We start from the raw sequence: 20317 nt of genomic DNA on the forward strand, positions 1-20317 counted from the left end.
CATTTGATATGAAACGGACCTTCATTTTAGTTTTTCTTGCCTTTACGTCCACCATCAGTGTGGTTACGCACTCACTGTTTATTACGCTAGTGACTGGACTCCAAACTATCGCTATTGATAGCAAGTACTAGGAGGCGGGGATGCATATTGTAGATGGCGTTCTTTCAACTCCAGTGCTGGCTGTCGGCATTACCATTACTGTGCTGGGAACCGGCTTAGGTCTACGTAGCCTGTCCGACGACAAGTTGCCTCAGGCTGCGGTACTTGCCGCGTGTTTCTTCGTTGCCTCCTTGATTCATATCCCACTTGGCCCGACGAGTGTCCATTTGATCTTTAATGGCCTGATAGGCCTGTTGTTAGGATGGGCTGCATTTCCTGTCGTGCTGATCGGCTTAGTGCTCCAGGCCGTCTTTTTTGGTTTTGGCGGGCTCATTGTCCTTGGGGTCAATTGCCTCAACATTGCTTTGCCGGCCATTGTTATCGGTTTAGTCGTCAGGCCTTGGCTGGGGCGGCTCCCTGCAGTGGCTCTTGGGTTTGCCGCCGGTTTTGGTGCGGTGTTGCTAACGGCATTGTTTGTCGCTTTATCGCTGGCCTTGTCTGGTGAAGGGTTTATCACCAGTGCCAAGCTAGTAGTGATAGGGCACTTGCCTGTTGCTGTTATCGAGGGTGTCGTATCAGCATTTGCGTTAAAGCTGCTTTGTAAGGTTCGGCCGTCCCTTGCAATGTCTTCCTATCAGTGAGGCCACAGAGTTAATTATGAATAGTATTACTTGTGCCCGGTGCTCAATCGCCAATATCGCAGGCCTAGCCTTGTTGAGCGTAAGTCTGTTAGCCGTTAGCTCAACTAGTGCCTACGCTCACAGAATGAAGGCTTTTTCATGGGTTGAAGGGGAGGCCATTGAAGGCGAAGCCTATTTTACAAATGGCCAAATGGCTGCTGATTCAACCGTCGAGTTGCTTGTTGACCAGAAAGTTGTAGCAACCACTCAAAGTGATGAGGAAGGGCAGTTTCGCTTTGAAGCATTAGCAGCTGGGGATTATCAAATCCGCACCGATGCCGGTCAGGGCCATGTCGCTACTTATTACATTTCGGCGAGTGAATTTTCCGTCGATGAAAGTGATATGGATATCGTTGTTGAGCCTTCTGGCCCAGAAGCTTCACAGTCACAAAAAACTGTTGATAGTACTCTTTCGAAAGCTCAGGTAGAGCAGGCAGTAGCGAAAGCAATTCGTCCTTTGCGTGAGCAGCTTGACCAATATGAGGCGAAAGTCCGACTTCACGATATCTTGGGTGGGATCGGATATATCTTTGGTCTGTTCGGGCTGTTTGTTCTCTATCGGTCTCGTCGCCAATGATAGACGCTTTGCTTGCTACATCATCGACACAGATGTCATCAGTTAATGCTGCCCCAAGAGTGCGGTTGTTGCTGGCGATTGTTGTTGCAGCTGCGGTTGTGATGAACAAGCAATGGGTGCCTCTGTTTGGATATGGGCTGTTGGCACTTCATCTATGGCAACATAGCCTTGTCGGGCTTTGTACTGGATTGAAACGTCTGGCAGCCGTTGATGGTTTTATTGTGTTTACCGTTATTTTATTACCGTTTACCGAGCCGGGAGAGGTCGCATTTCATGTCGGTGAGATGGCGGTGACCCGAGAAGGCATGACACTGACAGCAATGATTTTGTTTAAGGCGAATATCCTTGTTATCACCTTAATGGCCCTGTGTGCGGGGCTAAATGCAATGAGTTTGAGCTATGCTCTCGCCGAGCTGAAGGTACCGCATAAATTGGTGCTGATAATGCAGCTAAGTATTCGCTATATCAGTGTTATGCATTTGGAATTTAAGCGATTACGTCAGGCCATGAAGGCCAGAGGGTTCCGGCCTGACAGTTCGCTACACACATGGCGCAGTTATGGCTACCTGTTTGGCATGATGCTGGTACGGGCGTTGGATCGTGCCGATCGGATTTGGCTGGCAATGAAATGTCGTGGTTTCAATGGACGTTTCCCGCAGACTCCGACGGTCCCTTTGTCTGCACGTGACAAACGTTATCTTGGCGGGTATCTCATCATTGTTGCCCTGATTTTTCATGGAGATATCGCTGTGAGTTGGTTAGTTAGCATATTGCCTATTCAGGAGTGGTCATGAGTGAATTAATTGCCCTCGAACAACTGAGTTATTCGCGCCCTAACGGGAAGATTTGTGCCGAGCAGCTAGATTTCAATCTGTCAGGTGGCGATCGAATAGCAATAACCGGGAGTAATGGCTGCGGGAAAAGCACTCTGCTTCAATTGATCATGGGGTTACTGCCAGCTGACAAGGGCAACGTTCGTCTGTTTGGCGAGAGTTGTTATAGCAAAAATCGACTCGATGAAGCCAAGTTCAGACAGTACCGGACTCGTATTGGTCTGGTTTTTCAGGATCCCGATGATCAGCTTTTTTGCCCGACTGTGATTGATGATGTTTGCTTCGGCCCTTTGAACCAAGGGTTTAGTGTTATTGAAGCTCGTCAGAAAGCCATTGCGATACTCAGTCAGCTTGGTATTGGTGACTTAACCGAATGTGTCAGTTATCAGTTGTCCGGCGGCCAGAAACGCTTGGTGGCCTTGGCAACCGTGTTGGTGATGGAGCCCGAGGCTCTGCTCCTGGACGAACCCACGAATGACTTGGATCAGGAGAATAAGCAACGGTTGTTAGAAATTCTACATGACTGCCAGTTGCCAATGATCATTGTCAGTCACGATAAGCAATTTCGTTCTGAACTTGTATCGCAAGAATATTGTTTGCAACAAGGCCGGTTAGTGCCTGTTTCTACCGCGAATATCGAGGGTGCCAGCATGAATCAAGAGGCAGTTCAGGTAGGTGGTGGCGCGTGATTACTCAAGTGAAACGCTCAAAGCATTGTAATGAACTACGTTCAGGGTTTACGACGGGGGCTTGTGCGGCAGCTGCCAGCCGGGCAGCGACACACTATTTGCTGACTGATGAATGCATTCGTCAGGTAACGATTACTTTACCCAATGGTGATAAAGCCTGCTTTGAGTTGTTTCGTCTCGTACACACTTCTGAGGGGGTGCTGGCGAGTGTAATAAAAGACGGCGGTGATGATCCCGACTGTACCCATGGCATAGAGATTCAATGCATGGCGTCGTGGTATGCCGAGCCGGGCATTCATATTGACGGTGGAGAAGGGGTGGCGACAGTTACTTTACCTGGGCTGGAACTCCCTGTGGGAGAGGCGGCGATCAACCCCGTTCCTCGGCAGAATATATACGATATGGCAATGGCCGAGTGGTTGGCATGTCCGCCTGAGCAGCACCGTGAGCCGGGATTGGCACTGGAAATCCGTGTACCGGAAGGCAAAGAGTGTGCGAAACAGACTATCAGCGAACGGTTAGGGTTGGTTGGTGGCATTTCGATACTAGGGACCCGTGGCACGGTTAAACCTTACTCGACCTCTGCATTCTCGGCGTCGGTACGCCAGTCGGTGCAGGTGGCCAGTGCAAATCGCCTTGATCATGTGGTACTGACTACTGGAAGTCGATCAGAGCGATCGGCAATGGAGATGTTGCCCCAGCTTAACGCTATGGCGTTTATACAAGCGGGCGATTTTGTCGGGGTTGGGTTGCGTGCCGCCAAGCGATACCAGATCGGGAAAGTGACTGTCGTCGCGATGATCGGCAAGCTGGGGAAAATGGTGTCCGGCCATATGATGACTCATGTGTCCGGCCATGCGATTAGTTTTTCCCAACTGGCCGACATTGCCGCTCAGCATGGTGCAGATGAGGTGCTGTGCGGAGACTTGGCGAATGCCAATACCGGGCGACACGTGCTTGATCTTGTTCAGGCTTCAAATAACCGTTCAAACCCTTCTGCAGTGACTTTTTCTTTTTCAGCTAGCAGATATTTACAGGCTCTTTGCTGCCATGCAGCCAAGTATGCGACTGATTATGTGGCTGACAAGGTCATGATTGAATTTCGCCTGATTGATTTTGATGGCAGCTTGCTGGCTCAATATCCGGCTGATAGTCGTTGCAAGCAGCAGTCAGGGTCGTGCAACAGATTGATTTCACCTTTAACCAACAGAAAAAACCATAACAAGGACTGCCGTAATGAAAAGCATGCAGCAATTAACCCGGCAAGGCCGCCAAATTGAAGAAAGCTCATTTGACATCATTGATCGTGAAATCGAACAGATTCACGGTGGACATAGCTTTACGCCTGCCCAATGGGCGGTTGTACGTCGAGCGATTCATACCACAGGCGACTTTGAGTTTGAGGACTTATTTCGATTCAGTGAGCAGGCAACATCTTCCGGTATTGCTGCGCTGAAGGCAGGGGCTCCGATCATTACCGATGTCACCATGATTACCAGCGGGCTTAGTCAGCAAAGGCTATCAGTCTATGGGAATCAGGCTCACTGTTTTATCAGCGATGCCAAGGTTATTGAAATTGCCAAGAAAGAGGGTGAAACGCGAGCAATTTGGGCGATGCGTTATGCCAGAGATCTCGGGTTGCTCGATGGCGCGATTGTGGGGGTGGGTAATGCCCCGACCGCGCTTTTTGAGGTGCTTCGAATGGTTGCTGACAACGAAGCCAAACCTGCATTGATTGTGGGGATCCCGGTGGGTTTTGTGAAGGCGGAAGAATCAAAACAGGCGCTGACAGAACAACATATCGTGCCTTATATCGCCAGCCTTGGTCGAAAAGGGGGGAGCCCTCTGGTGGTCTCAACTATTCATGCTTTGCTCACGGAGTCTGTATGACTGCAGCCATTACTATTGTCGGTGTGCCGGAAGATGGCTGTATAAGCCTTACCAGTCGTGCTGTAAATGCTGTAGCCCAAGCCCGGGTGCTGGCCGGACACTCACGTTTGTTGCATTGGTTTCCCCAGTTTAAAGGCCGTTTATTGCCAATGGACAATGGGTTCAGACCATGGCTGAACCAGCTTATCGATGAGAGTGAAGAGGGTGAGGTCGTTGTTCTTGCTTCGGGGGATCCGCTGTTCTATGGCATTGGTAGTACCTTGAGAAAACAATTCGATCAGCGTGAGTTGTGCTTTATCCCTTCACCCTCTTCCATGCAGTTGGCTTTCTCTCGTCTGGGCTTACCCTGGCAGGATGCTCGTTGTTTGTCATTGCATGGCAGGAAAATAGCAGGTTTGGTTTGTCAGCTGCAGCAGGGCGATTTGTTCGCGATACTGACGGATAGTACCAATACACCATCGGTAATTGCACAACATTTGCTGCATTACGGAGAAACCTCATGGCAGCTCAGTGTTTGTGAGCAACTCGGGGCTCCAGGCGAACGCATTACGGAATATCGTGTCTCAGAGTTGGCCGAACTGTCAGGAGATGAGTTTGACCCGCTAAATGTAATTATTGCTGAACGAACAGCACCTGGGTTTTGGGGAGAGTACGGCCAGTTTGCCGATGATGATGCCTTTGAGAAGCGCATGCCGCAGCGAGGGTTGATTACCAAGCAGCCAATTCGGCATTTGGCTCTGGCAGAAATGAGGCTTCGACCTGCTACCACTGTTTGGGATATCGGCACGGGGTCGGGTTCGATTGCAATTGAGGCCGCCAAGCAGTGCTGGCAGGGGAGTGTTTATACGGTCGAATGCAACGAGGCCTGTTACACAGCTATCGAGGCGAATATCGCAGCTCACGGCACCGACAATGTCACTCTGCTAAAAGGGAGAGCGCCAGAGGCTCTGGTGGGTTTGCCTGCGCCTGATGCGGTATTTGTCGGCGGAACACGCGGGGCGATGGGCGATATATTATCGCATTGCTGGCAGCAGCTAGCTGAACAAGGGGTGTTGGTCGTGACAGCCGTCACTATTGACTCTGTTGTTGAAATTCATCAATGGAGCAAACTAAACCAGCTTAACCCGAAAGTGCAGCTTGCCTCCGTCTCACAAGGGGTCCCTCTGGCACATTATACCCGATATCAGGCTGAAAACCCGATCCATCTTTTCATATTTAATAAGTCAGTGACGCAACAAGGTAATAACAATGAATGATAACTCTGCTGGTCAATTATTTGCTGTCGGTGTAGGCACCGGAGACAGCGAACTGCTTACCCTCAAGGCAGTTAGATTATTGCAACAAGCTGATGTGATAGCGATTCCGGAGAAAACCTTGGGTAAGGGTGATTCATTTGCCTGGCAGATAGTGACTGGTGCGATTGACGATGACGAACTGGCAGCTGAGCGTTGTTTTTTGCATTTTCCGATGACTCGGGATGCTTCGGTAAATGTTCCTGCATGGCGTCGTGCCGCATCGCAAATTGCTGATCATGTTAAAGCCGGAAAAAAGGTAGTGTTTGTGACAGAAGGCGATCCGTCTGTATTTAGCACCTGGGCTTATGTTCAGGAAGAACTTAGCGAGATCATGCCTCAGTTGGAGCCTGAAATAGTTCCCGGGATTACGTCAATCACTGCGATTCCGTCCCAGACAAAGATTCCGCTGGCAGATGGTCAGGAACGGTTTTGTGTGGTGCCGGCAACCTATGGTATGGAATGTCTGCCTCGCTTGATGGTCGAGTTCGACACTATTATGTTGATTAAGGCGGGCCGGGTGATCCCTGAACTTACAGCGATGTTGGAGGATATGGGGTTGCTGGATTGTGCGACCTATGTGTCTCACGCCACGATGGATAAGCAGGAAATCTATCATGATCTTCGAGAAGTACCTGCGGAGCATCGCTACTTTTCAATGGTTCAGTTGTCTATCCGAAGCCGCCGGGGCATTTTGAGAGGTTCCCAGCAAACTAGTGCCGATGAATGGGTGGGGTGAATGCTCAATGAAAATAGCTGTTTATGCGATCACCCTTAATGGTGCCAGACAAGCGCAGCGGTTACACCGGGAATTACCTTTTGCCGATGTTTTCGTCAGCGAGGTCGGGCTTGAAGAGTGTGTCTCAGCATCATTGCTGACGTTGCCGCTGGCTGAGTTTATCGCACCGAATTTCCACCATTACGATTGCCATATTTGTATTTTTGCGACAGGCATTGTCAGCCGCATAATGGCACCGTTACTGACAGATAAACGCCAAGACCCTGCAGTGATCTGTGTTGATGACCAAGGCCAGTTCGCGATCCCAATGTTATCTGGCCACCGTGGTGGCGCTAACACGATGGCACAGCGTGTGGCACAAATTCTTAAAGCCACGCCGGTCGTGACAACTGCATCAGACGCCGCCAATACACTGTCGGTCGACATGATGGGAGCACCGTTTGGCTGGGCACTGGATCCCCAGTGTGAGGCCGCAATCACTTCGGTTTCCGCGGCAGTCGTCAATGATAAACCTGTTCTGGTGGTACAGCAGGCGGGCGAAAGAAGTTGGTGGCCCTATAAACGTACCATGCCGAAGCACATTTATTGCCATGCTCAATTAGCTGAAATTGATAGCGAGCTTTGGCAGGGGCTGGTGCTTATTAGCGACCGGAGAGAGCCAGAGCACTATGAACATTGGCAGCATAAAGCCGTTTTATGGCGGCCTAAGTCACTGGTGCTAGGAATCGGTTGCGACCGTAACACTCCATTATCAACAATTCAGGCCGGTATCGACAGGTTCCTGGCTGAAAATAACCTTTCCATTGATAGCGTATCAGCGATGGCCAGTATCGACCTGAAGGCTGATGAAGCAGGTTTGCTGGCCTATTCCCAACAGCAACAATGGCCCTTTGTTACCTACAGTGCGGAACAGTTGCGTGATGTCGAAGGGATCGAAAATCCATCTTCCTATGTCGAGAAGGTGACTGGTGTGGCATCGGTTGCCGAAGCGGCGGCATTGAAGCATAGCCATACCAATAAGCTGCTAGCGCCAAAATGGAAATTCAAGCTGGATGGTTACAACGTCACTGTGTCGTGCTGTCGAATCGAGCATGAAGAAGCGTTCTCGAGACACAATTGGAAAAACTGGCTTGGGCAGAAGAGCAAAATAAATGCCCATGGAAGTGACGTGGTAAAAGGGTATCAATGCAAACCCAAGCATGTCGATTTAGACCGGCCGATGTTGTATCACCGGCATCACTTATTGCTGTGCGAAGGCGGACGGTGCAGCAAGGAAGGCAGTAAAAACCTCACGCATGAACTTCGCTCTCTTATCAAGGAGATGGGGCTTGCCAGCGGTAACAACCGCATCAAACTGAGCCGGACACAATGTGCGGGAGCATGTCGCAATCGCGCCACGCTGGTGGTTTACGAACGTCTTGAAAGCAACGAGACGCCAGTCAACAACGGGAGCTGGCTGCGAAATGTTGAAAACCTGACGCTGACCCAGTGGCGCCGCTTGTTCCTGGCACTGGCTGATCGCGTACCGCTGAGTTCTGTTTTGGAGCCGGAATACTTCGCCGCCATAGATGCGGCAAAGCCGATCACCCGAGACGAGATAATTAATAATTCACAAGGATTGGCAACACAATGAAACGATTGAGGCACCATAACAAAGGGACGGCTATTGTCTTAACTTGCTTTGGCTCGGTAGTCGAGCAACAGCGTTATTTGGCTTTGCGACAGCGACTGGCTGAACGTTATCCGAGCTGTATGGTAAAACTTGCCTTTAGCTCAAAGATGGTGATTAAAAAGCTGGGTCAGCAAGGAGAGCGTTATCAAAGTCTGCCGCAGGTGTTGGCAGATCTTGATATGGAGGGGTATCAGCATATTCTGGTGGTTTCCTGTTATATGTTCCCGACAGATGAACATTTGCAATTATCTAAAATGGTGAAAGGCTTCCGCCAGTTCTCGCTAGCCAGCATTGAGCATACGCCGGCAATCATGCATCACACTTTGCATGCTAGTGCCATTTTGGCAGCGCTGAACCACCGTTTTTCCCAAGGGAGTGATGTGAATCTGTTTATCCATCATGGTGCCCCGTTACTGGATAACCCTGGTCATCAGGCTATCCAGTATTGCGATAGTATGCTGATGAAGCTATCGGCGAAGAACTTTACCTGCTCACTCGAAGGAGCATGGCCATTCCGTCTGATCGCCGAATCACTGTCACAGGAAATGCTGGCAGTTGGACAACAGGCTTCTGCTTGTACTGAGCACGCGATTAAGCCACAGCTACGCTTGATCCCACTGTTGCTCGTGTCCGGCAATCACTTCGTCAATGATCTGGTTGAAATTAAGCAATCTCTGGACAATAGCTTTGATGTTTCTTTGGCTGAACCGATTAGCGGTGACAGATTTTGTCTGCTTGATCTTCCTGAGCTGGTTTCAGTGTTAGAGCAGCAAGTGGAGGAAGGGCTAATTCGCTTGCGGGCACCTGAGTCAGAGGTGTCGTGTGGCTAAGCTAATTCTGGTCGGGTTAGGGCCCGGAAGTTTGGATCTTATGTCTTTAAGGGCCAGACAGGCCATTGTCGATGCCGATGTGGTGGCTGGCTATAAAGCCTATGTAGATCTTATTCAAGATCTCATCACGCACCAGGAGGTGATCCAAAGCGGAATGACTCGAGAGTGGGACAGAGCGGCCGCAGCGGTTGCACAAGCAAAAGCAGGGCGCGACGTGGTGTTGGTCTGTTCTGGTGATGCAGGGATGTATGCGATGGCCCCCTTGGTACTCGAGCTGCTGACGGAGCAAGGATGGAGTGCCGAGCAGGGACCCCAGGTAGAGATTATTCCCGGTATTACGGCGGCCAATGCCTGTGCCTCTTTGGTTGGTGCGCCGCTTGGCCATGATAGTTGTACGATTTCACTTTCCGACTTGCTCACACCTTGGCCAGTAATCGAAAAACGGATCCATGCTGCAGCTGAAGCTGACTTTGCTATCACGTTTTATAATCCACGCTCGCGTAAGCGTAAAAGTCACATCGAAAATGCGCAGCGTATTTTGCTGGCTTACCGTGAGCCGAGTACGCCTGTCGCGGTGGTGAATGCGGCCTATCGTGATGAGCAGCATGTGAACCTGACAACGCTCGACCAATTTACCGAACTGGAATTTGGGATGAATGCGGCGGTGATTGTCGGAAACAGCAGTAGTTTCCTGTATCAAGACTGGATTGTTACCCCGCGTGGATACCGTAATAAATATCAGCTGGACGATGGTGTGACCTTGCCCGGACAGAAGCGCGGGCATGCACTTGCAGTCGATAATGCAGAAAGAGAATAACGGAGACAACGATGACTGTGTATTTTATTGGCGCAGGTCCGGGTGAACCGGACTTGATCACGGTAAAGGGAGCGAAGTTGGTTGAATCCTGTCCTGTCGTCCTTTACACCGGCAGCTTGGTTCCCAAAGCTGTCATTGACAGGGCGCAGCCCGATGCCTTGGTCCTCAATTCTGCCGATATGGATCTTGACGAGATAACGAAAGTGTACGTCAATGCTTTCGAGCAGGGGCAGGATGTCGCGCGTGTGCAAACGGGGGATTTATCGATTTATTCTTCGCTTGCCGAACAAACCCGCCGTTTGAAAGCGTTGGGCATTGACTGGCAGGTGATACCCGGTGTGTCATCGTTTCAGGCTGCCGCTGCAGCACTTGGTCAGGAGCTGACAATTCCGGAGCAGTGTCAGACGATTATTCTCAGCCGTGCCTCGGGTCGAACGCCTGTTCCTGAAAAGGAAAACCTCAAATCTCTGGCAGCGCATGAAGCAACTCTGTGTTTGTTCCTCAGTGCCACATTGATCCGCAAGGTGGTGCGTGAGCTTGAAGAGGTTTATCCCGTAACATGGCCGGTCGTTGTGGTTGAAAAAGCCTCTCACCCGGAGCAGCGTATTATTCGCGGTACATTGGCGGATATAGCAGAGAAAATGCATCAGGCAAAAATCCGTTCGACGGCAATGATTATTATCAGCAAAGTGTTTGCCATTGAAGATTTTGCTGACTCTAAGCTCTATGACCCGGCGTTTTCTCATGCCTGCCGCAAAGCAACAGTCGTCAATGATGTCGTTACTGTAGATAACGGAGCAACAGCTGATCAACTTGTTATACCGGGGCATTGTGATGAGTGTAGGTAAGGTCATCGGTAAGGTATTTTTGGTCGGCGCGGGGCCGGGCGATCCTGATTTATTAACACGCCGTGCTTTCGACTTAATGCATCGGTGTGATGTGGTGTGCTATGACAAGCTTGTAAGCCCGGCTATTTTAGCCTGCGTTCCCGATCATATTGAGTTGTTTGAGGTTGGCTATCGGGGATACCGCCATTGCCATATTGATTATGGCATGCACCCCGAGGTGATTAATTTTGCCAAGCAGGGCAAACACGTTCTGAGATTAAAAGCGGGCGATCCGTGTATTTTTGGTCGCATTACGGAAGAGTGCCGTAATTTGCAAGAGCATGGCATCGATTATGAGATTGTGCCGGGTATTACGGCGGCTCTGGGGGCCGCTGCCTATTCAGGGTTCCCTTTAACAAGTGCCGGTATTGCTTCCGATGTGACCTTTGCAAGTGGTCATCAAGGCTCAACGTCGCTGTCTTCATGGGCGGCTCTCGGCCAGTCAAGCGGGACGCTTGTCCTCTATATGGGGGCGAAGAAGCTTGCACAGCATGCAGAACAATTAATGGATCAGGGGCGGTGTCCGACAACACCGGTTGCACATATCTCCTCGGCTACTTGCGCCAGCCACACTGTGACCAAGGGAAGTCTGGCAACCATAGGTGATCAGATACTGGCGCTCGATAACCATGATCCGGCACTGGTTGTCATGGGAAATGTTGTCAATTTGGTAGACGAGCTGTCATGGCGCCAAGGGATGCCGCTCTCAGGCAGCCGCGTGTTGCTCTGTGGCCAATACTCAGGCCTCGATAAATTGAAATTATCAGGTGCAGAAATATACAACGCGCCAGAGCCACAGCTGGAAAGTTTCGTTGACCAATCGCTGCTGACGGAACTGTGCCAATATTCGGTACTGTCATTTGTCGACTCGGCTTCGGTAACGCTGTGGTGGCAGGGGCTACGTCGCCATAAATGGGATATTCGCCGTTTCTCTATGCTTATCTGCGCCGAAAGTACCGAAGCGGCAAAAGCTCTGATGCAACTGGGTATTGTTGCCGACTCTTCTTCTGATACAGGCATCTATAATCGGGCGGTGCTATCGGTTCCTGTTGGGGCCAAGCGCAACTCGCGTGGCCATGGTATGGAGCGTTGTCTTGGTTCCCGGCACTATCCGCCAATGCGTGTTGAGCTGCCTCGGGTAGATTGGTTAATTGTGGAAGATACCGCCCAGGCAAAGTCCTTGCTACCTCAGTTGCCAGAATTGGCGCATGCAGTAATCATTGCATTGAACGATGAGGCAGTAGAGTGGGCCAGCTCCTTGCCTAACGAGCAATTGCCTATCACTACTTTCGAAGCGATGCTTGAACTCAAAAACGAGGTGCTGGATGTGGTTTGATGTAGGGGCGCAGGCAACCGATGTTGAGTTGTTGGTTGTTGCCGTCGCCGTGGCAGCAGCACTATTGCTGGATAGCTTTCTTGGCGAGCCAAGCCGTTTTCATCCGTTGGTGGGTTTTGGTAACTGGTCTAACTGGGTTGAAAGGGTTTGCCGTCAGCAGTTCTTGCTGATAAGTCGGCAAAGTGATACTGGCAATCAAGAAGCACGGCTCCGAAGCGTCGGAATAGCCGCCTTGTGTCTGGCTGTGTTACCTATTTTGATAGTGGTTTGCGCTTTAATGTTATGGCTTGCACAAGTGTCATTCTGGCTCTGGCTGCTTATTAACGTGGTCGTGTTGTATTTCACCCTTGGCGGTAACAGTTTGACTTTTCATGCCGGCGAGATCTATCGCCCGCTCAAAGCTGGGGATATCACGTTGGCCCGTGAAAAGATCAGCTTTATTGTTAGTCGCGAAACAGCATCTATGAACAAAAAGCAGATAACTTCAGCGACAGTGGAGTCCGTGCTGGAAAATGGCAACGATGCTGTCTTCGGGGCCCTATTCTGGTTTGTTGTTGCAGGTGCTCCGGGCGCGCTGCTGTTTCGACTCGCTAATACACTGGATGCGATGTGGGGCTATAAGAATGAGCGTTATCGATATTTCGGGTTTGCAGCCGCCAAGCTTGATGACTTTCTTGGCTGGATACCGGCACGCCTGACTGCCCTGACTTATGGCATACAGGGAAATTTTCAACTGGCGATGAAATGCTGGCAGGAACAAGCACCTTTGTGTGCCAGCCCCAATGGCGGGGTAGTGATGTGCGCAGGTGCAGGTACGCTGAATACAACCATTGGTGGTCCCGCGATCTATCACGGGAAACGTCATGAGAAAATCTATATGGGCAGTGGTGAATTTGCCGATTACCCGGTGATCATCCAGGCCAATCGCCTGGTCATCTGCGGGGCATGGGTTTGGGTGTTAGTGTTACTTCTTTTGGGACTAGGTTAAGCAGGCAATACAAGATGTTAGAACATGGCGGTAATTTATTGGAATATTCCCGGCGATATCAGATACCTGTTGCCGAATGGCTGGATCTTTCAACTGGAGTCAGCCCTTTTGCTTATCCTTGCCCGTCGATACCTTCAGCGGTATGGAACAGGCTTCCCGAACTGAATGACGGACTCGAGGAGGCGGCAGCCGGTTATTACGGCTGTGAGCCATTGCTGGCGGTTGCCGGTTCTCAGGCTGCCATTATGGCGTTGCCTGAAGTGATAGCGACACAGCGCGGAGAGCTCGGTGTCGTGTTATTGCCACGGGTGGGCTACAAAGAGCATCAGTATGCCTGGCAACATTTCATTGGGCCTAATGGCGCGAAGTGGCAGATAGAGTTCTACGATACCGCTCCGAGTGAAGCACAGTTGGCACGCGCAGATGTTATTGTTGCCATCAATCCTAATAACCCAACAGGTGTCATGCTACCGATAGAGACGCTACAGCAGTGGCAAAGTCAGCTTCAGCAAAGACAGGGGCTGTTAATCGTCGATGAGGCGTTTATTGACTGTACTCCCCGGCACTCCCTGCTGAGTCGGCAACTGGGTGACAATGTTGTTGTGCTACGATCGGTAGGGAAATTCTTTGGTCTGGCTGGTGCCCGGGTCGGTTTTCTTTTCGGAAATCATCTGCTTCTTGACGCTATTGCACTCAAGTTGGGGCCGTGGACAATTCCCGGCCCGAGTCGTTGGGTTACACGCGAGGCCTTGCTTGACCAGCAGTGGCAGCGACGGATGCGGCAACAGTTGGCGGGGTACTCGTCGCGATTACGTACATTGCTTACTTGCTATTTTTCAACTCCAGTGAGTGGATCAGAGTTATTTCAGACAGTTGGTCTGCATGATGCACCTATAGTTCATCAGCAGCTTTGTCGACATGCCGTATTAACCCGTTTGTGCGATGAGAAGAATGCACTTAGATTTGGCCTGCCGCGAGATGAATCAGAATGGCAGCGACTTGATGTGGTATTAAAAGCCATAACGCAATCTGTGTGATGTTTCTTAAGGAACCAATTAAATGATGATTGTGATGGAATACGGCAAACAAAGGCAGGGCAATAATCGTGCAGTGGCTTAACTTTATCATTTTTAATGCTGTCGCACCCTTGCCCGACCTCCATCGAGTGAGTGATGCCGGTGCTGGCGAAAACTTGATGCAGTTGACACCCACAAGGGATGCCGAATTAATCGCTTGCGGACGTGCCAACACACCATTAAACGGGGTGTTTTCACCATCACCGGTAGCGGGCTCTGAGTCCGTTAGCCCGGCAATCTTGGTGCATGGGCTGCTGAAAGCCTTGCAGCATCAGGGGCTAAAAGTACGCCTTCATTGCTATCAGCTCGGTCTAGAACAACAGCCGGATTTTAGTGGCAGTATGCTTGATGACATTGTTTGCCATTACTGTCTGCCCGGTGAAGAAGCTCGTCTGGTCAGGCAGCAGTTGTTGCCAGAATTAGTACGTCAGTATCACGCCGGTGAAGAGCATGTTATTGCCGAGTGTGGCGTCGGAGGGACAACATTTGCGACCTTGTGGCTAAAACATTGGTTAGCAAATGAAATTACTTTAGCAGGTAGTACAAAGGATCCGGAAAAGCTGGTGATGAAGGCTAAAACCATTAAGCAGTTGATGGATCAATTCTCTTTTTTCCCCCGTGATGTCAATACATTCATACAGCACCAGCAAGCTTCCGATCCCGTTCAGCGTGCCCTGTGCGCATTGCTGATGACACAAAGTCATGACAAAACCGTACTTGCCTTACGCCTTGCGGGCGGAATGATGTTTATCGCTCCGTTGTTGGCAATGGGAGTCGATGTCATCCAACACCAATTACATATCGCGACAACAAGGTGGGTATTAGAAGGAACAAATGCCCGTAAGGTATTGTCGAACTTACCTTCTTCAATCGAAGTTGTGCCATCAGTGACTGACTTTAATCAGTCATCCTATCGCGCGCTGCATTTGTATGAGCAGGGTTATGTAGTTGAAGGCTGCGGCCTAGGGGGAAGCCTGGTCTTTGCAGAGCAACTGGGTTTATCTCAGCAGCAGATCATTGAGTGCTTGGATGCAGCAGTAAAGCCTTGGCTGGAATAGGCTGAATATTGGATAGATTACATGCGTAGTATGAGCATGAGAGTTAGGTAACATAATAATGAAAAATACGTCAGTTCAATGCCCGGCATTGGTAGTTAGCGCGCCATCTTCTGGCAGCGGGAAAACGACGGTTGTGGCAGCCCTGGCTCGCCATTTTCACTTACAGGGAAAGAGAGTAAGGGTGTTTAAAACCGGACCAGATTTTATTGATCCGCGTTTTTTGGAGTTTGCTTCTCACCATCCTGTCTATCAGCTAGATTTCTGGATGTGCGGTGAGAAACATTGCAAAGCCCTCATCGCAGAGGCAGCGAAAGATGCTGATTTGATCCTTATCGAAGGTGTGATGGGGATGTTTGATGGCCACTGCTCGAGTGCCGATATTGCGACAAGGCTCGGCATCCCGGTATTGGCGGTTATTGATGCTGGCGCGATGGCCCAGACATTTGGTGCCTTGGCCTATGGCTTGGCAAATTACAGGGATGATATCGAAATGTTTGGCGTGGTCGCCAACCGTGTAGGCTCGATTCACCATGCGCAAATGTTGCAAGAAAGCTTACCGGAGAGCTTGGCATTTTGTGGCTGGTTACCCAAAGACGGCGATATTACACTTCCAGAGCGTCATTTGGGATTAGTTCAGGCTGATGAGCTTGATGATTTGGATATCCGGCTAGACAGAGCAGCCGGTTTGATTGGAGAGCATGGAGCTGTCTCGCTACCGCCTTCAACTGTTTTTGATGAGGTATTTGACGATACAGTTTCTCCCATGCTGGCAGGCAAAACGATCGCCATTGCCAGAGATAGGGCATTTAGCTTTATTTACCGAGCCAATGTGGATTTGCTGAAAATGCTGGGGGCGAAACTGCACTTCTTCTCGCCGGTGCTAGGGGATAGCTTGCCAAAGTGTGATGCACTGTATTTGCCGGGGGGATACCCTGAGCTATCTGCTGGTGCGTTGGCTGAAAATCAAAGGCTGATTGAACAGATAAAACAACATGTTGAACAAGGTAAACCTTGCTTGGCAGAGTGTGGCGGGATGCTTTACCTGAACCGAGCGTTGAAGACATTGGATGGTATGACGACTACCTTGAGTGGCGTACTTGAAGCAGAGTCTGCAATGCAGCCGAAACTGGCAGCACTGGGTATGGTCGAAGCAGATTTTAATCCTTATCGAGACGGCGGTGCTGCCGCTGATCACTATGTTCTCGATGATGATAATAAGTATGTATTACGAGGTCATACCTTCCATTACTCAACAACCCAGTCAACAGAACAAGTGCTTACCCAGCCTTTTACTCAGCGTGGGCACAAAACGGATCCGGTATGGTTCAAGAATAATTTGATTGCCTCTTATATCCATTGGTATTTCCCGTCGAACCCTGCCTTGGTTGCCGACATTTTCTTAGGTAACGTGATTAAGCGATGAAGCTGATTTTACTCCGTCATGGTCAGACTCAATGGAATCTTACAAACAAGCTTCAGGGTTGGCGAGATAGCTCGCTCACTCCGGAGGCTAAACGTCAGTTGTCGGCCTTGTCACCAGCATTAATCAAAAGCGATGTGATATACAGTAGTGATTTGGGAAGAGCACAGTCAACGGCACGTATTATTGCCAATATCTCCCGGGCTCATATCATCACTGACACTCGCTTGCGTGAGCGCTGTTTCGGGGCACTGGAAGGAAAGCAGGTGCTTGATAGCGTAAGTGGCGGAACATTTTGGCACGGTTATCATCACCGGTATCAAGCTAAGATGACAAGTGTGCCGGGTGTTGAAAAAGAGCAACAGTTTGAGCAGCGAATAAACAGTTGGCTTAGCGATATTACCGCTCGGCATAAAGGCAACACCGTACTTGTGGTCAGTCACGGTGAATGGTTGCGGGCGCTACAAAACATCATTCTAGGCAAACCATCCTGGCGGCAAGGTAAGGGGATCTTGAGTAACGGTGAGCCTGTGGTGGTCCGGCTTGCTGAATCTGTCGAAAGAAGCATCATTTAGTCTTGCGATTAATGTTTCGAATTATTAACTAATCTTTCAGAATTTTCACATGCAGTTAATTGATTGCACATTTAACCTATTGATATTTAAATAAATAAAGCAGTGTCAAAAAAATATAGCCGAACAGTCGTAATATTGACGGCCTGGAACGCCATAACATGTTGATAAAAATCAATATTTTTGCTCTTTTCCATGCTAAATTCGAACGCTTTTTGAAATACAAACAATGCTTTATAGGCTAGTGCATGCTGTTTAATATCAATAACATATCCGTACGAAAGCAGGTTTTGTTACCTGTAGTCATGATCTGTCTGATCATGCTGATTGCTTTTGTTGTCGTAACCAAAGAATCGCGTCAGCAGCGGGCGTTATCTAACGAGGTAACCTTTAGCGCTCTTTCCGAAAAGAGTATTGCTCAAGATGTTCTGAAAAATACCTATCAGGTGCGGGTCAGTGCTATTTATAGTCTTTATGATCAAACGGTATTAGCTAATCTAGACAGTGCTGTGAGAACGGGCTTTAGCAATAATAATCGCTTGCTTGATCAGCTAAGTCAGAATGAGTACCTAAGCAGCTATATCAGTACTATTCGTAATAAGATGCAGGCTTATCAGGATTTTATTGATCGTGATCTAAAACCATTTGTCGCGCGGAAGAACGCAGGGAAAGTAACGATTAGCGACGAAGAGAAGTTAGCATCTCGTTTCCGGAATGTGGGAAGCGAGCTGATTGAGGCTATTGACCAGCTGGCTACTGCGATTGAAGAAGATGTCAAAGTCGAACTGAAGTCTGTTGAGTCAGACTACCGTCAGATGATGCAGGGTGTAATGGTTGTTATGGCCGTTATCGTTGGTGTTGGCTTGATGATCGCCTGGTATTTGTCGGGACTGATTATTAATCCGATTATGTCGGTGTGTGGTGCGCTAAAACGAGTTGCGCAAGGGGATTTGTCAGTTCGTACTGAAGAGCTAGGTGATAACGAGATCACCCAGTTGAGTCATGATCTTAACTTAACGCTTGGTAAATTAAATGAAACCATTGACTCTCTGAACCGAATTAGCCATGAGGTTGCGTCAGCTTCTACAGAGCTGGCCGAAGTTATGGTCTCTGCGCAAAATAATGCCCAGAGCGAACTGAGTGAAATTGAACAGGTTGCTTCGGCTGTAAATGAGCTTTCCAGCACTGCTGAGAATGTCAGCGGAAATGCTTCCGAGGCTGATACATGTTCCAAGCAGAGTCATAAGATGGTTAACGAGGGACTGAGTGTGTTTGCCCAGAGCGAACAGGCAAGTCGCGAAACCATGGTAAAGATGACTGAAGCAGCGCAGGTTGTGACGCATTTGCGTGAACAGTCTGAAGAAGTGAGCAAAGTAATAGAAGTTATTCAGTCTATTTCTGAGCAGACCAACTTGCTGGCGCTGAATGCAGCTATTGAGGCTGCACGAGCTGGTGAGTCCGGTCGCGGGTTTGCGGTTGTTGCTGATGAGGTAAGGATGCTTGCCGCACGGACTCAGGATTCGACACGCGAGATCCAGGCGATTATTGAAGATCTTCAGCACCAGTCGAGTGGTGCCAATGAAGGTATGCAAGAGTCGCTGAAGATGTTGCAGCAAGCCGAAGAGCTTAATGGTGTGGCAAATGAAGTACTGGGCGGCATCACTGATGCAATAGATATGATTGGTGACATGAATACCGAAGTTGCGACAGCTGCAGAACAACAATCTCAGGTCACACAAAATATCAACCAGAACGTTGTGAATATGTCTGAGCTGGTGAACCTGAACGTGGTTGGAATTACGCAAAGCGCAAGTGCAAGTGAGGAGTTGTCACGTTTGGCAGAGCAGCAGCGCAAGCAGCTTGAGTTTTTTCGCTGCTAGCAGGTAAAGGTTTGTTGCCTGAGTAATTAGCGTTACAGAATGAGAAAGTAACCAGATTAATAGGTAACCCTTATTTTTAAGAATAACAGTCACCATCTATAGGTGACTGTTTTTTTTATTTGAGGTATTTCAATTTCTAATCGCCTTTAATTAGCATCTTGAGGTAGCTTGGGTATATCAGTAGAAATCTAAATGCTGACTCTAATAGAAATTCCGAGCCAAGTGGCCTTCTCTCTTTTATTTGAACTAGTATCCCATTGCTCTATCGCGTCCCAATTTAACTGATGATCGTTGAGTTCGGAATCAAACCATTCACCCTTGTCATTATTGGCGACAAAGTGGAGGCTGTCTGGAAAAGCTATGACTGAGATAAGCAGTTGCCCGCCAAGCATAGCAGGCTGGTCATTTAGTACTGTGATAGGGGCTTTTAACTGATTGAGAAGCTCAAATTCGAAAGGAAACAGAGTCTGTAAGTATGTGTAATGAGTGCTATCAGCGATTACTACTTCAGTTTTTAGCCCTAATTTATTGAGCACATATAACACAGCGGCTAATGAGTTAGAGCCAGAACCATCGATGTAGGCAGGATCTTTTCCTTCAGACAATATGCCTGTTACTGAGTAGATCTTTAAGGCGAGTTCATTCAAGTTATAGGCTGATGTTAAATCTACTAATTCACCGTTGAAATTCTTTTCTTTAAAATTATATTTATTGATTTCTGTCAGCAATACGTGTGGTAGTAATTTCAATGCGTATAAACATGCAACAATGCAATAGGGGCCACAGTAGGCACTTCCTTTGGGTTGCCTTAAGTTTGGAAACTTGTTCATTCATGTAATCCGAGTACTTGATTAAGAATATTAAATTGGTATAAAGCGAGGTTATTAAATAAATATTGCCCACTAATTCTGATGGCCTTTTATTAACCATTAGGGGAAATAATATGTGAGAGAACGGTATTGACATATTTGTAGTTAATATA

Annotated in this window: 20 protein-coding genes; 19 read left to right on the forward strand and 1 reads right to left on the reverse strand. The window is 49.0% G+C overall.

The genetic code is table 11. The features are described 5' to 3' along the window. Positions 1-140 precede the first annotated feature (140 nt). From cbiM to BIT28_RS03540, 19 genes are all read left to right on the forward strand, one after another. Positions 141-740 (forward strand): cobalt transporter CbiM, encoded by a 600-nt coding sequence (gene cbiM / locus BIT28_RS03450; protein ID WP_075762248.1) that lies wholly within the window; start codon positions 141-143, stop codon positions 738-740. 16 nt (positions 741-756) lie between these two features. After that, a complete protein-coding gene (locus tag BIT28_RS03455) occupies positions 757-1356 on the forward strand; it encodes an SdrD B-like domain-containing protein (protein WP_139310430.1) in 600 nt (199 codons plus the stop codon). Continuing rightward, positions 1353-2150, forward strand: a complete 798-nt coding sequence (locus BIT28_RS03460) for an energy-coupling factor transporter transmembrane component T family protein (RefSeq protein WP_075762249.1) — start codon at positions 1353-1355, stop codon at positions 2148-2150. Before BIT28_RS03455 ends, BIT28_RS03460 begins: the two co-directional genes overlap by 4 nt. Next, positions 2147-2878, forward strand: a complete 732-nt coding sequence (locus tag BIT28_RS03465; RefSeq protein ID WP_075762250.1) for an energy-coupling factor ABC transporter ATP-binding protein — start codon at positions 2147-2149, stop codon at positions 2876-2878. The genes BIT28_RS03460 and BIT28_RS03465 overlap by 4 nt, the downstream gene beginning before the upstream one ends. After that, positions 2875-4158: a cobalt-precorrin-5B (C(1))-methyltransferase gene (locus tag BIT28_RS03470; RefSeq protein WP_075762251.1), complete on the forward strand. Its 1284-nt coding sequence runs from the start codon at positions 2875-2877 to the stop codon at positions 4156-4158. Before BIT28_RS03465 ends, BIT28_RS03470 begins: the two co-directional genes overlap by 4 nt. Continuing rightward, complete coding sequence (locus BIT28_RS03475) at positions 4115-4768, forward strand: precorrin-8X methylmutase (RefSeq protein ID WP_075762252.1); 654 nt, start codon at positions 4115-4117, stop codon at positions 4766-4768. Before BIT28_RS03470 ends, BIT28_RS03475 begins: the two co-directional genes overlap by 44 nt. Further along, positions 4765-6024, forward strand: a complete 1260-nt coding sequence (locus tag BIT28_RS03480) for a bifunctional cobalt-precorrin-7 (C(5))-methyltransferase/cobalt-precorrin-6B (C(15))-methyltransferase (RefSeq protein ID WP_075762253.1) — start codon at positions 4765-4767, stop codon at positions 6022-6024. The genes BIT28_RS03475 and BIT28_RS03480 overlap by 4 nt, the downstream gene beginning before the upstream one ends. Beyond that, positions 6017-6799, forward strand: coding sequence for a precorrin-2 C(20)-methyltransferase (cobI, locus tag BIT28_RS03485; RefSeq protein WP_075762254.1), 783 nt, complete (start codon positions 6017-6019; stop codon positions 6797-6799). Before BIT28_RS03480 ends, cobI begins: the two co-directional genes overlap by 8 nt. 7 nt (positions 6800-6806) lie before the next feature. Then, entirely contained in the window at positions 6807-8432 is a 1626-nt protein-coding gene (locus tag BIT28_RS03490; protein WP_075762255.1) for a cobalamin biosynthesis protein, read from the forward strand. After that, the gene (locus BIT28_RS03495; protein WP_075762256.1) at positions 8429-9301 is read left to right on the forward strand and encodes a sirohydrochlorin cobaltochelatase; all 873 of its coding nucleotides are present in this window, start codon (positions 8429-8431) and stop codon (positions 9299-9301) included. The genes BIT28_RS03490 and BIT28_RS03495 overlap by 4 nt, the downstream gene beginning before the upstream one ends. Continuing rightward, positions 9294-10118: a precorrin-3B C(17)-methyltransferase gene (cobJ, locus tag BIT28_RS03500; RefSeq protein ID WP_075762257.1), complete on the forward strand. Its 825-nt coding sequence runs from the start codon at positions 9294-9296 to the stop codon at positions 10116-10118. The genes BIT28_RS03495 and cobJ overlap by 8 nt, the downstream gene beginning before the upstream one ends. Before the next feature lie 11 nt (positions 10119-10129). After that, the gene (gene cobM, locus BIT28_RS03505) at positions 10130-10966 is read left to right on the forward strand and encodes a precorrin-4 C(11)-methyltransferase (RefSeq protein ID WP_075762258.1); all 837 of its coding nucleotides are present in this window, start codon (positions 10130-10132) and stop codon (positions 10964-10966) included. Then, complete coding sequence (gene cobA / locus BIT28_RS03510) at positions 10953-12341, forward strand: uroporphyrinogen-III C-methyltransferase (protein ID WP_075762259.1); 1389 nt, start codon at positions 10953-10955, stop codon at positions 12339-12341. The genes cobM and cobA overlap by 14 nt, the downstream gene beginning before the upstream one ends. Next, the gene (cbiB, locus tag BIT28_RS03515; RefSeq protein WP_075762260.1) at positions 12331-13329 is read left to right on the forward strand and encodes an adenosylcobinamide-phosphate synthase CbiB; all 999 of its coding nucleotides are present in this window, start codon (positions 12331-12333) and stop codon (positions 13327-13329) included. Before cobA ends, cbiB begins: the two co-directional genes overlap by 11 nt. A 14-nt stretch (positions 13330-13343) precedes the next feature. Continuing rightward, positions 13344-14366: a threonine-phosphate decarboxylase CobD gene (gene cobD, locus BIT28_RS03520; RefSeq protein WP_075762261.1), complete on the forward strand. Its 1023-nt coding sequence runs from the start codon at positions 13344-13346 to the stop codon at positions 14364-14366. 68 nt (positions 14367-14434) lie between these two features. Further along, positions 14435-15463, forward strand: coding sequence for a nicotinate-nucleotide--dimethylbenzimidazole phosphoribosyltransferase family protein (locus tag BIT28_RS03525; protein WP_075762262.1), 1029 nt, complete (start codon positions 14435-14437; stop codon positions 15461-15463). 58 nt (positions 15464-15521) lie between these two features. Next, on the forward strand, positions 15522-16886 hold the full coding sequence (locus BIT28_RS03530; protein ID WP_075762263.1) for a cobyrinic acid a,c-diamide synthase CobB: 1365 nt from the start codon (positions 15522-15524) through the stop codon (positions 16884-16886). Next, entirely contained in the window at positions 16883-17458 is a 576-nt protein-coding gene (locus BIT28_RS03535) for a histidine phosphatase family protein (protein WP_075762264.1), read from the forward strand. The genes BIT28_RS03530 and BIT28_RS03535 overlap by 4 nt, the downstream gene beginning before the upstream one ends. Before the next feature lie 245 nt (positions 17459-17703). Further along, entirely contained in the window at positions 17704-19335 is a 1632-nt protein-coding gene (locus BIT28_RS03540) for a methyl-accepting chemotaxis protein (protein WP_075762265.1), read from the forward strand. Between the two features lie 188 nt (positions 19336-19523). Here BIT28_RS03540 and BIT28_RS03545 read toward each other — a convergent pair whose 3' ends face one another. Next, positions 19524-20165 (reverse strand): T3SS effector IpaJ family cysteine protease, encoded by a 642-nt coding sequence (locus BIT28_RS03545; protein WP_075762266.1) that lies wholly within the window; start codon positions 20163-20165, stop codon positions 19524-19526. Positions 20166-20317 lie beyond the last annotated feature (152 nt).

This window comes from Photobacterium proteolyticum, from assembly GCF_001939735.1.
GTDB lineage: Bacteria > Pseudomonadota > Gammaproteobacteria > Enterobacterales > Vibrionaceae > Photobacterium > Photobacterium proteolyticum.

Bases quoted from the DNA above. Each gene is read 5' to 3' on its own strand.
- cobI (WP_075762254.1), top strand. From the start codon at position 6,017: ATGAATGATAACTCTGCTGGTCAATTATTTGCTGTCGGTGTAGGCACC.
- cobM (WP_075762258.1), top strand. From the start codon at position 10,130: ATGACTGTGTATTTTATTGGCGCAGGTCCGGGTGAACCGGACTTGATC.
- BIT28_RS03535 (WP_075762264.1), top strand. From the start codon at position 16,883: ATGAAGCTGATTTTACTCCGTCATGGTCAGACTCAATGGAATCTTACA.
- BIT28_RS03460 (WP_075762249.1), top strand. From the start codon at position 1,353: ATGATAGACGCTTTGCTTGCTACATCATCGACACAGATGTCATCAGTT.
- cobD (WP_075762261.1), top strand. From the start codon at position 13,344: ATGTTAGAACATGGCGGTAATTTATTGGAATATTCCCGGCGATATCAG.
- cbiB (WP_075762260.1), top strand. From the start codon at position 12,331: ATGTGGTTTGATGTAGGGGCGCAGGCAACCGATGTTGAGTTGTTGGTT.
- cbiM (WP_075762248.1), top strand. From the start codon at position 141: ATGCATATTGTAGATGGCGTTCTTTCAACTCCAGTGCTGGCTGTCGGC.
- BIT28_RS03495 (WP_075762256.1), top strand. From the start codon at position 8,429: ATGAAACGATTGAGGCACCATAACAAAGGGACGGCTATTGTCTTAACT.
- BIT28_RS03540 (WP_075762265.1), top strand. From the start codon at position 17,704: ATGCTGTTTAATATCAATAACATATCCGTACGAAAGCAGGTTTTGTTA.
- BIT28_RS03490 (WP_075762255.1), top strand. From the start codon at position 6,807: ATGAAAATAGCTGTTTATGCGATCACCCTTAATGGTGCCAGACAAGCG.
- BIT28_RS03480 (WP_075762253.1), top strand. From the start codon at position 4,765: ATGACTGCAGCCATTACTATTGTCGGTGTGCCGGAAGATGGCTGTATA.
- BIT28_RS03475 (WP_075762252.1), top strand. From the start codon at position 4,115: ATGAAAAGCATGCAGCAATTAACCCGGCAAGGCCGCCAAATTGAAGAA.
- BIT28_RS03545 (WP_075762266.1), bottom strand. From the start codon at position 20,165: ATGAACAAGTTTCCAAACTTAAGGCAACCCAAAGGAAGTGCCTACTGT.
- BIT28_RS03465 (WP_075762250.1), top strand. From the start codon at position 2,147: ATGAGTGAATTAATTGCCCTCGAACAACTGAGTTATTCGCGCCCTAAC.
- BIT28_RS03455 (WP_139310430.1), top strand. From the start codon at position 757: ATGAATAGTATTACTTGTGCCCGGTGCTCAATCGCCAATATCGCAGGC.
- cobA (WP_075762259.1), top strand. From the start codon at position 10,953: ATGAGTGTAGGTAAGGTCATCGGTAAGGTATTTTTGGTCGGCGCGGGG.
- BIT28_RS03530 (WP_075762263.1), top strand. From the start codon at position 15,522: ATGAAAAATACGTCAGTTCAATGCCCGGCATTGGTAGTTAGCGCGCCA.